The following is an 11,666-nucleotide window of genomic DNA, read 5'->3' as shown; positions in this document are numbered from 1 at the left end:
GAAAGTTAAGCTTGGCTGTTAGAACTCAATCTGTACGAGTGCCCACACAGATGATTGCTTTATATTGTTAAAGAACGTTGCGGTTAAAGTTAAACTTCATCTCGCTAGGGCTGCGCATATTACGCCTTCCTATTTTTTTGTCAACACTTAATTTTTAGTTTCTTTTAAAAGATTTCAAAGCTAAGTTTTACTCGACTTACTTACCGTTTGTTCAGCGCTTTTCATTGCTGCCTGCCGGGTCAGTGGATGCGCATTATAGGGATATTCTTGAGGCCGTCAACGCTTTATTTCAGTTTTATTAAATTAATTAACTATTTGCTCAAAAGGCATACAAACAAGGCATTACAGCGTTATTTTCGCTTAAATTTTCAGCTATGAGAGCAACCAAGCTGCGCATACAGACCTGATCCATCTCATAGCTAAATAGCAATTATTAAACTGTTGCACTGTTATCTTTTTTAATTGGATTAAATGCGGCTATCGGATTGATTAATTTTCCTTCAAATTTAAGATTTTTTGCCGGATCTGCCAAATCTATCATTTGCTGATTATTACTTAACTGTAATCGGTTTAAACACGACAAGGTAAAATCAGCACTAAATAGATCGTACTTGATAAACTTATCTTTTAGTTCTGGGTGTGATTGTTGATAGCTAATTACACACTCTGCAACTTGTTGCCAAAAGTCTCGTTCTGAATAGTCGTTTTGCTGATCAAGGATATCAGCCACGAACCTAAAGAAACAATCAAACACATCTGTAAAAATTGACAGCACTTTTAATTCATCGGGCACATCCACAGTTAAGCGTTGAATATTATCCGCCAGTACTAAATCTTTATTAAGAATAGCTATCTCCTCGGCAATATCTTTCATTATTGCTTTGGCTGGAATGTTGTTCTCAAGTAACAGGATCAAGTTTTCACCATGAGGCATAAAGACTAAGTCATGGGAGTAGAAACAATGAAGGAGTGGATCTAAGTATGCTTTTAGATATTTAGCAATCCATATATGAGTACCTATCTTGGCTGATTTTATCAAAGCAGGTAATAACGCTTGTCCTTGATTATCTATATGCAGCAGCGACGCCATGGTCATTAAGCGCTGATTACTCTTTATCTTTGGCATTGGGCTTTCACGCCAAAGTGCAGAAAGCATTTTTCGATATGGACTGTATTGATCGGTTGCTGCTTCTAGAGCGTGATTATAATAACCAATTGCTGCAACCTCACGCAGAATTGTAAAACCGGATTCAGCTAAGTACGGATCCTGTGATACTACTTGTGCTACCCAATCGTTAATTGCGGGAGTTGCACTCATATAATAAGGCGATAAACCACGCATGAATCCCATATTCAAAATTGACAGTGCGGTCTTTACATAGCGTTTATGCGGATGTGTTTTATTGAAAAAAGTACGAATAGACTGCTGCGGCTGATATTCATCTTCACTGTATCCTAAGCAAACCAAATGCTGATCAGCAATATCGTTAGAGAATAACGACGCGAGTTTATTAAACCACTGCCAAGGATGAACGGGGAAAAAGAAGTAATCGTCACTATTTACTCCACGCGCTAATAGCTTTTGCTTAAATGACTCTATGGTGTGCGTCGATAGCTCTTGCGTTATGAGTGTTTGATAATCTAAATCATCGGTGGTCGAAAACACCACTCTATCTTTATGCGCACCTAGCCAAACCAGCTGTAAGTGCGCGCAAGTCTCTGGTGCGTATTGGCGATAATCATTGGTATCAAATCCTATTCGACCATTGTTTGCTATAAAGCAAGGATGACCTTCCGTCATCGCACTCTCTACCTGTTGAAAATCCGCAGTGGTGAGTTGCTCGGCAGTCAATGCTGGCAGCTGATGCTTATAAGCACTGCCATATAAAGTACTGGCTATTTCTTCTAAATAAGTAGGCAGCATAGCTTGGCTGATACCTAAACTATGTTGTAACTCACAAATAAAGGCGATTGAATCGAGCTCGGCTACTTGGTTATCTATTTGTTTTTCAATTGAGTCTGCTGCTATATGCCAGTGATTCAAATACCCCAGCTTGGCTTTAAAGCGATAAACAATGGTTTCTTTGTCTGTACTGAGCTCAAAATATTGCCAATCTGCATCTTCATTGGTCAATTGCGGTTTTATCAGCCGCTCATGAGCAAACTCACTCAAAGCTTTGCGAACATGTAACCTATTTACATGCCGCCATAGCTGTGGCGTTAAATGACTGACGGCTTGCTCTGGGCTCAGCGGAATGTGCTTCATAGTATTATCCTTATTTAATGCGTGATAAAAGTTATCACGCGTGCAAAATGCGAGATGTGCGGTTTTATGAGTTAACCTAACCGCAGATTGATAACGAAAGCCGGCTTTAGTATTCAAACAATGAATTTTGTTATTGCGAATATCGGGTTCAACAATAACGCGCTGATTTTTGTCATTAGCAAAAATGAAATTCATCACCAGTTGAAACACCGACCAAGTAAAGCCATGCACCTTGTTATTGCTTTGGGCAATCAGAATGTGCATGCCAATATCACCTGCTTTGACGGGGTAATGATTACCTATTTCATCTAATAGAGGGTCATATAACTCAACTAAAAAACACGCGCTATTGTTTGCGTAGCCGATATAAATATCACTATGTGCTAACAGGCTTTGATATTCTTGCTGTAACTGCTCAATAGTAAATTCCTGCATGCCCCAAAACTGCGCATGAGGCTGAGTAACCCACTGGTGAATTAACGCGAGATCTTGTGCTAGGCTAAATGGCCTTAAGCTAAGCTCTGCGATATTAGTAAACTGCTGACAAAAAACAGCTGCTGTAATGGACATTATTGAGCCCTCGTGGTGGATGCCAGATTGGCGCAAGGAGTATGGCGTCGACTTTGCTTGCTCAGTAGCCATAAACAACAAGCGGATATAGCGAGCCCACCAGCGGCGACCCAAAAAGGTATTACTAAACCAGAGCTTTTAACCAGCAAACCCGCGCAGTAAGAAGCTAAAAGTACACCTAAGCTTTGGCAAAAACTGACTTTACTAAAATCTTCAGCGTACTTGTCTGGCGTACTCACTTGGTAAAGCAGCAGATCAAGACGCACAATAATAATGAATAGCGATAGACCGAACAGGCAGCGTCCTGCGATCACTACTAAGTAAAGAGGGCTGGCTTGTAATGCAACGCCTGTAATGATCAACATAAAGACAACTAATAAGTTGATGGGGTTGCGATTTGTGTGCTGCCGCCAATGATTAAAGCACAGCGCAAGCAATGCCATAAAAGCAGGGATAGAAAACACAACACTCGCTAGGACGATACTGGTGGTGTCGCTAATACTTTGCCAATATGCCGCAAAAAAAGGCCGGATCAAAAAAGCACTAAAGTAAAAGCACAACATAACAATGCCAAGTTGATATACAGGCCAACAACTTGATGAAGTGATTGATGTTTTTGCTACTGGAGGCGACTGATTTTTACTAGGCGCTAATCTTATGAGATAGGCGCACACAAAAACCTGAGTAAAATCGCTTAGAGCCATTATTAAAAATGCGGCTTTGCCAGGAAGAGCCGACAACACAAAGCCACCAGCAAGTGCGCCAAGTATGGCGCCAAAGTGCACCACAACACTAAGCATTGCAATCGTCGCAACGTGATTTTTTTTCGCTTCCAAGCTCATTAAGTATGGATAAACCAGTAAATAGCTGGCTTTAAAAGCAAACATAGCCATGGAGGAAAACCAAAACCAATTTAAGTCGCTAGCAAAAAAGCTACTGACACTAAATACACCCGCAGCAATTTGGCTATAAACCAATAAAGGTAGCACATTAATGTATTTACTAATGAAGGCCCAAATAGGAAAACATACCATGACAACAAAGCAGCTGCCAGCAATGTAAGTGCCAACATAGGCAGGGTCACTTATATTAAATACCGCACTAAAGAAAGTAGGATAAAACGGCAATAACATTGAATCACTGAGCACTGCAAATACCGTTACCGCGATCAACAAAACTTTAAACTGCTTACTCATGCGCGAAACTGCTCTACTTCGTCGCTTAACTCATAATTGGGCGCAGCAAACTCCTGAAAAGCTATTTTACGTTCTATTGGATAATATTCATGCCCGGTGATCGCACGAATAATACAAGAGTTGCGATAACATGCCATGCCTAAATCAGGAGTCACAAAACCATGGGTGTGCTGCTCTGTATTTTGTACAAAAATACGTTGATGCTGCTTGTCTATTGAGTAATTACGAGCAACTTGATAAAGCCCCGCGTCGTCACTATCAATGCAATGACTGATCCCAGCTAAAAAGCTCGGTTGGTAAGACTGATAACCCGTTGCAAAAATAACGCTTTGGGTGTTTAGTGAATAACCTTGCTGCTGTTCAGTTTGCTCTAAGCTAAGTTCAAAACCCTGCTGGTGGCTCAGGTAGGTCATATCAATCAATGCCGAGTTTGTGTGCAAGCTTACTGGCAATTTAGCTGTTAGCCGTTTGCTATACAGCAAATCAAAAATATTGTTGATCAATTCGCTATTAATACCTTTATAGAGATTATGCTGACGACGATTTAACTGCTGGCGTTTTTGTTCTGGTAATTGATAAAAATAATCAACGTATTCTGGTGAGGTCATTTCTAACGTTAATTTAGTGTATTCGAGCGGGTAAAACCGTGAAGAACGAGTAAGCCAATTTAGTTGATAATTATGCTGATCAATCTCTTGTAATAAATCATAAAAAATCTCAGCGGCACTTTGCCCGCTACCAATAATGCTGATCGACTGTTTTTGCTGTAATTGACTTTTATTGGCTAAGTAGTTGCTAGAATGAATAACCCCCTCTTGCAACTTAAATGCTTGAGCACATTGAGGATGACGTGGCACCGGCCCGGTGCCTAACACTAAATGTTTAGCTAGATACACTTGTTCTGCTGTTTGTACTATATAAATATCTTCGTCTTGGCTGTACTCAACATGCTGAACCTCTGAATTAAAACGTATATTAGGCAGCTGCTTTGTTGCCCACTGGCAATACTGATTATATTCTTGGCGAAGTAAGAAAAAGTTTTCTCTAATATAAAAAGAATACAGTCGACCTTGCTGCTTTATATAGTTTAAAAAGCTATAAGGGCTAGTAGGGTCAGCAAGCGTTACCAAGTCAGACATAAAGGGGGTTTGTAAACTTACCTCAGGAAGCATCATGCCTGGATGCCAATTAAACTCAGCTTTTTTATCTAAAAAGAGGCTGCTGACTCCTTCAAGTGGCGCAGTTAAACATGCCAGACTTAAATTAAATGGCCCTAAACCAATACCAATAACATCATAAATGGACTTATCCATAGCTAACTTCCTCCAGTGCAAGACTTAAAGGAGCATGTTCGTTCGCTAAATCACTTGCTAAGTATTGATAACCATATTGCTTTATAAGCCTTACAACTTGCTGGATATCATTGATAGTGGTGGCACAGTTCAGTAAGGTGAACTTTAAATATTGTTTATCTGCTACCTTAGTTGCCGCGATCAACGCCTCACCTTGGCGAGATAACTGTTTACGAATATATTTATTTACGGCGTCCAATTCACTATCTGTAGCACCGCTATCGCCAACAAAACGAAATACCAGTGTACTTAACTGCGGCTGATGAATAATTTCAATATCTGCTTCAGAGGCTAATAACAAATAACCTTGTCGTGCTAAATGCATCACTTGTTCAAATGCTACACCTAAGTTTTGAGCTCCTACCGTACGCAGTGAAAACCACAACTTTAACGCATCAAAACGTCGTGTGGTTTGAATGCTCTTATTGCATAGATCTGGCGTTCCCGCTTGTTGCTGACTTAATGGGTTTAAATATTCGGCATGATAAGTAACAACTGATAGATGTTGCTTATCTTTTACAAAAAAAGCACTGCAGCTAACAGGCTGAAAAAATGACTTATGGTAATCAATAGTGACCGAATCTGCGCATTCAATACCCGCTAACTTGTGTTTATTATTGGGCGTTATTAATAAGCCCCCGCCATAAGCAGCATCAACATGAAGCCACGCACCACAGCGCTTAGCTATTTCAGCTATCTGCGTTAATGGATCGATACTACCAAAATCAGTTGTTCCAGCTGTTGCAACGATGGCCATAACGATATCGCCTTGTTGCTGACAGTCTTCGATTGCCTGATTTAAAGCGGTCATATCCATTCTAAAATATTCATCACACGGAACGCTTACAACAGCATCGTAACCAAGTCCTAAAATTGCGGCGGCTTTTTGAATACTAAAATGGCTAACTTTTGAGGTGAAAATTTTTAGTCGCCTAAAGTCGTGTGGTAAACCTTGCTGTTTATTAGTATGCCCTGCATATAACTGGCACTGAAAATCACGAGCTAACAACATCGCCATCAAATTAGATTGCGTACCACCACTGGTAAATACGCCATCAGCCTGCTCACCAAGCGCCAGTTTTGAGAGTGTCCAATCTACGATACTTTGTTCAATAAAAGTGGCACCACCACTTTGATCCCAGGTCTCTACAGCAGTATTAATCGAAGTAGCGAGCAATTCAGCAAGGATACTTTGATAAACAATCGGACAATTTAAATGCGCGAGATAGCGTGGATTATTAAAATAAACAGCATCTTTAAGATAAAGCTGAGCAACTTCTTCTAGTGCGTCCGGTATATCAAACAGCGGTTGATTAAGGTCAATACCAATAAATTTTTTAGCTAGCTCCTGCGGTAATATACCGCTAAATGGTTTTTGTTGTGTTGCGATTGTTTGCTCCAACAATTGCATAACCTGCTCAAGACCTATTTTAAAATTATCTATATTTTCCTTATTAAACATTGAATTAAGCATTGAACTTGCTTCATTAGTTGAAGCTTGCTGCTGTGAATCCGCCAGTAACACATTTAACTGAACCATGAGCACGATCACCTTTAATTGAAAACAATTGATAAATCTAAATGAGAATGTATACTAATCGCGTTTCCAATAAAGTGTCAATGGTTTAATTCTAGTAAAATTTAAGGAGTGATTGTGTTAAAAAAATCAATGTTTGGACTATCTGCAATATCATTATGTTTAATGAGTAACTATGGGTTTGCTGCAGAAAAGCCAGCCGCAGACGACATAGAAAGTATTGAAGTATATGGAAAAAGTTATCGTTCAACAGGGACCAAATCGAGTTTGACGCCGATTGAATCGCCTATGAGTTTTGAGGTTTACGACAATAAATTACTAGAGTTACGCCAAGTAGATACCGTTAATGAAGCATTGCGCTATGTTTCTGGGATCACACCTGAAAATCGCAGTACAGTAACGATTTTTGACCAATATACGATTCGTGGTTTTGAAAGTTACCGTAATTTTTACGATGGTTTACCGCTGCAATACAACCTAGCTTATAACTTAGCTCCACAAGTAGATGCGTATGCAACACAAAGTGTCGAAATTTTAAAAGGCCCAGCATCGGTTTTATACGGATCGGCACCTCCAGGTGGCATGGTTAACCAAACAGCAAAAACGCCACAAGCATCCTCTGAGCACAATATTAGAGCCCGAATTGGTAGCAATAGCTTGGCTGAATTAGCTTTAGATAGCACAGGCGCTATCACCGACGGCGTTAATTATCGCTTTATTGCACTTGCCCGTAGCCGCGACGGCCAACAGCAAACAACCGAAGAAGAAAGAATCACCATTGCGCCCTCAGTAACTTTTGAGATAAGTGAGCAAACAAGCTTAAACCTTAACTTATATTATCAAGACGATCCTAAAATGGTGCCATCAACGCCATTACCCGCGAAAGGCACACTTTACGAAGCCAGTTACGGTAAGTTAGATGCTGATGCGTATGCTGGCGATGAAAACTGGGCTGAGTTTGCTCGTGAAGTCACTATGATCGGGTATAAATTAAATCATGAATTTTCAGATTCAATTTCGTTTTTACAAAACTTTCGTTATACCAATGCCGATGCCACGCAACAAAATAGCTATGACTTCGGCTTAGCGGATGCAGATAAAATTTTAACTCGTACTGCCTATAAAACCATTGAAGACGCTGAAGGCTTCGTGATTGATAACCAACTCGCTGTGCAATTTGGTTTAGCGAATACTAATCATCAGCTATTATTTGGCTTTGAATATCAAACCCTTGATTCTACATTTGACTATGCCGACACTTTTGGTGCAAATACGCCAACACTTGATTTATCAAATCCAGATCACAGCCAGTTTAATGCAGCTACTACAGCCGCTTTAGATAGCTATCGTCAATTTAGCCGTTTAGAGCAATCTCAACGCGGTTTTTATCTTCAAGATGAGATAAAGCTCGATGCGCTGACAGTGATTGCTGGCCTTCGTTATGATAATTACTACAGTGTTACAGATGATACGAAAAGCGGTATATCTAGTAGTCAAGAAATCGATCAAAGCGATACCACTTTTCGTATTGCAGCAATTTATACCTTTGATAATAACATTGCTCCTTATGCCAGTTACTCAGAATCATTCGAGCCCACTTCGGGGGTAGATACCTTAACTGGCAAAGCATTTAAACCAACGACCGCAGAGCAAATTGAAGTCGGGATGAAATATCACAACAATGATGCAACAACTAAAGTAACCGCGGCCTTTTTTGATTTGCGCAAACAAGATGTGGTGGTTAACACTCCAGACTTTATGAAATACACACAAAATGGTGAAGTACAATCGAAGGGTTTTGAGATCAGTGTTTATCAGCAACTCACTGACACTCTTGATGTTACTGTAAATCTAACAGATATGGATGTTGAGGTAATAGATAATCCACAAAACCCGGCATTGGAAGGTAAAACACCAATTTGGGTAGCAGAGCAACAAGCCTCAATGTGGTTAAATTACTTCTTTAACGATGCACTGGAATTTAATGGCGGTGTACGTTATGTCGGTGAAAGTCAGTTAGATGCCTTAAATTCCGATACAGTACCGGGTTATACCTTGCTTGATGCTGCCGCTAGCTATCGTTTTAACGACAGCTATAAAATCGGTTTAGCCGTGAGTAACTTAACAGACAAACGTTATGTGGGTGCTTGTTTTGATATAAATGGCTGTTGGATGGGCGCTGAGCGCAGTGTTGAGCTTAGTTTAAACGCCTCATTTTAAGTATTTAAACTCGTTATGAACGCTGAACAACTCGCCCTTAGTAAGCTGTTAAAGCTTGCTAAGGGCTACCACAGTGCTTTAAAAGTACCAGAACAATCAACAGATTGGCTCGATATACAATCGAGTTCATTGCTGGTTGCAAGGTTACACCAGTATTGGCAGCAGCAATACCCCGCTGCTGGGCGCAGTTATTGGGCAATCAAAAGCTGGGGAATGCTGTATTGGCAACCTGTCTATTTAGCGCTTATCAGCGTTCATGAACTTAATATGAGCTTTTCTTTGCAAAACTTTAAGCAACACTATCAGCAAGGTGTTATTGCAGGGCTGCAACTATCCACTATAAAAGCGCAGTACCATCAAAACCAGCAACAGGCAGTAACGGATATGGCTGCCCATTTGAAACGCTATGTTGTTAAGTTACTCACAGATTTAAACCTCGTTGCAAGGCTTAATGAGCGTTTGGCGATGCCCTTATTAGCTGACACGCTATTAGCAATACTACTACTTCATGCAAAGCGAAAGCCGCAGTTTAATATTCAAGTAATGGCAGCGCACTGGTTGCATGCTCTCGATATCTCAGAGGCGGGGGAGTTTATTATGCTTACAGCTTGCTCAGACTCATTAGCATTAACGCGAAAAACATGTTGTTTGCATTACCAAATAGGTAATGTTGCAAAGTGCGCTAATTGCCCAAAACAACCTCAGCAAATTAAAGTTCAACGGATGCAACAGGAGTTAATAGCAGTATGTTACAGCTAAATAAAAAGCAAAAAGCGAGTATAAACTCGCTTTTCTAGCTAAGGTAAACACTACTGCGCTTACTTTTTAACTGGGCGTTTCCAACCGGTTAAGTTGCGCTGTTTTGAACGTGCGATTGCTAGCTGTTCATCTTCAACGGTGCTAGTGATCACAGAACCTGCACCAACAGTTGCTGTTGCGCCAATGTTTACCGGTGCAACAAGCGATGAGTTAGAGCCAATAAAGGCATTATCACCAATAATGGTTTTGGCTTTATTTACGCCATCGTAGTTACAGGTAATAGTACCGGCACCAATATTTACTTTTTCGCCAATTTCAGCATCGCCTAAGTAAGAAAGATGATTTGCTTTAGAGCCTTTGCCTAAACGGGTTTTTTTCATCTCAACAAAGTTACCAATATGCGAGTCTTCTTCCATAATCGCACCTGGGCGCAGACGTGCATAAGGCCCCAAAGTACACTTGTCGGCTACGCTTGCATCATCAATTAAGGTATTAGCTTTAATAATCACGTTATCGCCAATCGTACAATTTTTAAGTACGCAGTTAGGGCCAATTTCAACGTTATTACCAAGAGTAACTTTACCTTCAAAAATAACGTTTACATCAATTAGTACATCTTCACCCGTTGTCACTTCGCCGCGTACATCAATGCGAGCAGGATCGGCAAGCGTTGCACCATTAAGCATTAACTGTTCGGCTTGCCATGCTTGATAAGCACGCTCAAGACCTGCAAGTTGTACGCGGTTATTTGCACCTTCAACTTCCATTGGATGATCTGGTTGTGCTGAGCTTATCTCTACACCTTCACTGTGCGCCATGGCGACTATATCTGTGAGGTAGTATTCACCTTGCGCGTTTTCGTTAGATAAGTTGCCTAACCAGCTTTTGAGTAATTTACCATTTACAGCCATGATGCCAGTGTTTACTTCGTTAATAAGTAATTGCTCTGCGCTTGCATCTTTTTGTTCAACAATCCCTACTAGCTTGCCATCAACACGTAACATGCGGCCATAACCATTAGGGTTAGCTAAATTTACAGTAAGCACGGCTAAGCCGTTTTCAGGTGTGGCAGCGAGTAAACGCTCAAGGGTTGATTGCTTTGTTAATGGTACGTCACCGTATAAAACCAATACAGTGTCTTCATCATTAATATGTGGGTTTGCTTGTGCCACCGCATGGCCAGTACCAAGCTGCTCAGCTTGAAGTACCCAGTTTACATCGTTGTCAGCAAGTTGTTGTTGTAATAATTCACCGCCATGACCAAAAACTAAGTTAGTAGATGTCGCACCGAGTGCTTTAGCATTATCGATAACGTGTTGCACCATAGGTTTACCGGCAACTTTGTGCAGCACCTTAGGTAGAGCAGAACGCATACGAGTACCTTTACCCGCAGCAAGAATTACAGTAGTAAGTGACATTAAAACAATTTCCTTCTTTCTTTGTTTTATTGAAATGAATAAGCGCGTGTAAATTCAAAAAGATTACGTAAGTCACATCATGTGCACTTACTCAATGGCAATCTAGCAGTAGCCACTGAATCTAAGCTGAAATCACAACTTGCTTTGTATTAGTTATATTGTAACGGGGATCGATGAAGGATATAAGTAAAAATAATGATAAAGAGCTGTAAAAGTAGAGTTTATACCAATCTGCCAAATTATGTGATCTAATTAGCACTCTGATACTTATCTACTTTTACTAAATTGAACTTAGAAAAATCCAAGCAACTTTTAGCTTTATCACGTAAAGAGCCTAATGCGAGAAAG

General features: G+C 40.4%; 7 protein-coding genes. 2 read left to right on the top strand and 5 right to left on the bottom strand.

The features are described 5' to 3' along the window. Positions 1-433 precede the first annotated feature (433 nt). Genes H5200_RS21935 through H5200_RS21920 form a run of 4 tightly spaced genes read right to left on the bottom strand, consistent with a single transcriptional unit; the run spans position 434 to position 6,924 of the window. The gene (locus tag H5200_RS21935) at positions 434-2,836 is read right to left on the bottom strand and encodes a GNAT family N-acetyltransferase (RefSeq protein ID WP_182762626.1); all 2,403 of its coding nucleotides are present in this window, start codon (positions 2,834-2,836) and stop codon (positions 434-436) included. Next, positions 2,836-4,032, bottom strand: a complete 1,197-nt coding sequence (locus H5200_RS21930) for an MFS transporter (RefSeq protein WP_182762624.1) — start codon at positions 4,030-4,032, stop codon at positions 2,836-2,838. Before H5200_RS21930 ends, H5200_RS21935 begins: the two co-directional genes overlap by 1 nt. After that, a complete protein-coding gene (locus H5200_RS21925; protein ID WP_182718521.1) occupies positions 4,029-5,345 on the bottom strand; it encodes a lysine N(6)-hydroxylase/L-ornithine N(5)-oxygenase family protein in 1,317 nt (438 codons plus the stop codon). The genes H5200_RS21930 and H5200_RS21925 overlap by 4 nt, the downstream gene beginning before the upstream one ends. Further along, the gene (locus H5200_RS21920) at positions 5,338-6,924 is read right to left on the bottom strand and encodes an aspartate aminotransferase family protein (RefSeq protein WP_259399259.1); all 1,587 of its coding nucleotides are present in this window, start codon (positions 6,922-6,924) and stop codon (positions 5,338-5,340) included. The genes H5200_RS21925 and H5200_RS21920 overlap by 8 nt, the downstream gene beginning before the upstream one ends. Positions 6,925-7,053: 129 nt before the next feature. On the opposite strand from H5200_RS21920, the gene H5200_RS21915 reads away from it, so the two are divergent. Together H5200_RS21915 and H5200_RS21910 are read left to right on the top strand one after the other, a co-directional pair. Beyond that, positions 7,054-9,141 carry a TonB-dependent siderophore receptor gene (locus H5200_RS21915; protein WP_182762628.1) on the top strand — a complete coding sequence of 696 codons (2,088 nt, stop codon included), beginning with the start codon at positions 7,054-7,056 and terminating at the stop codon, positions 9,139-9,141. A 15-nt stretch (positions 9,142-9,156) separates the two neighbouring features. Continuing rightward, a complete protein-coding gene (locus H5200_RS21910) occupies positions 9,157-9,900 on the top strand; it encodes a siderophore ferric iron reductase (RefSeq protein WP_182762622.1) in 744 nt (247 codons plus the stop codon). A 59-nt stretch (positions 9,901-9,959) separates the two neighbouring features. Here H5200_RS21910 and glmU read toward each other — a convergent pair whose 3' ends face one another. Beyond that, complete coding sequence (gene glmU / locus H5200_RS21905) at positions 9,960-11,318, bottom strand: bifunctional UDP-N-acetylglucosamine diphosphorylase/glucosamine-1-phosphate N-acetyltransferase GlmU (protein ID WP_182762620.1); 1,359 nt, start codon at positions 11,316-11,318, stop codon at positions 9,960-9,962. Positions 11,319-11,666 lie beyond the last annotated feature (348 nt).

Origin of the sequence: Pseudoalteromonas sp. SG43-7 (assembly GCF_014164295.1) — a bacterium.
Lineage (GTDB): Bacteria > Pseudomonadota > Gammaproteobacteria > Enterobacterales > Alteromonadaceae > Pseudoalteromonas > Pseudoalteromonas rhizosphaerae.
This window is presented reverse-complemented; position numbering and strand designations above follow the sequence as displayed.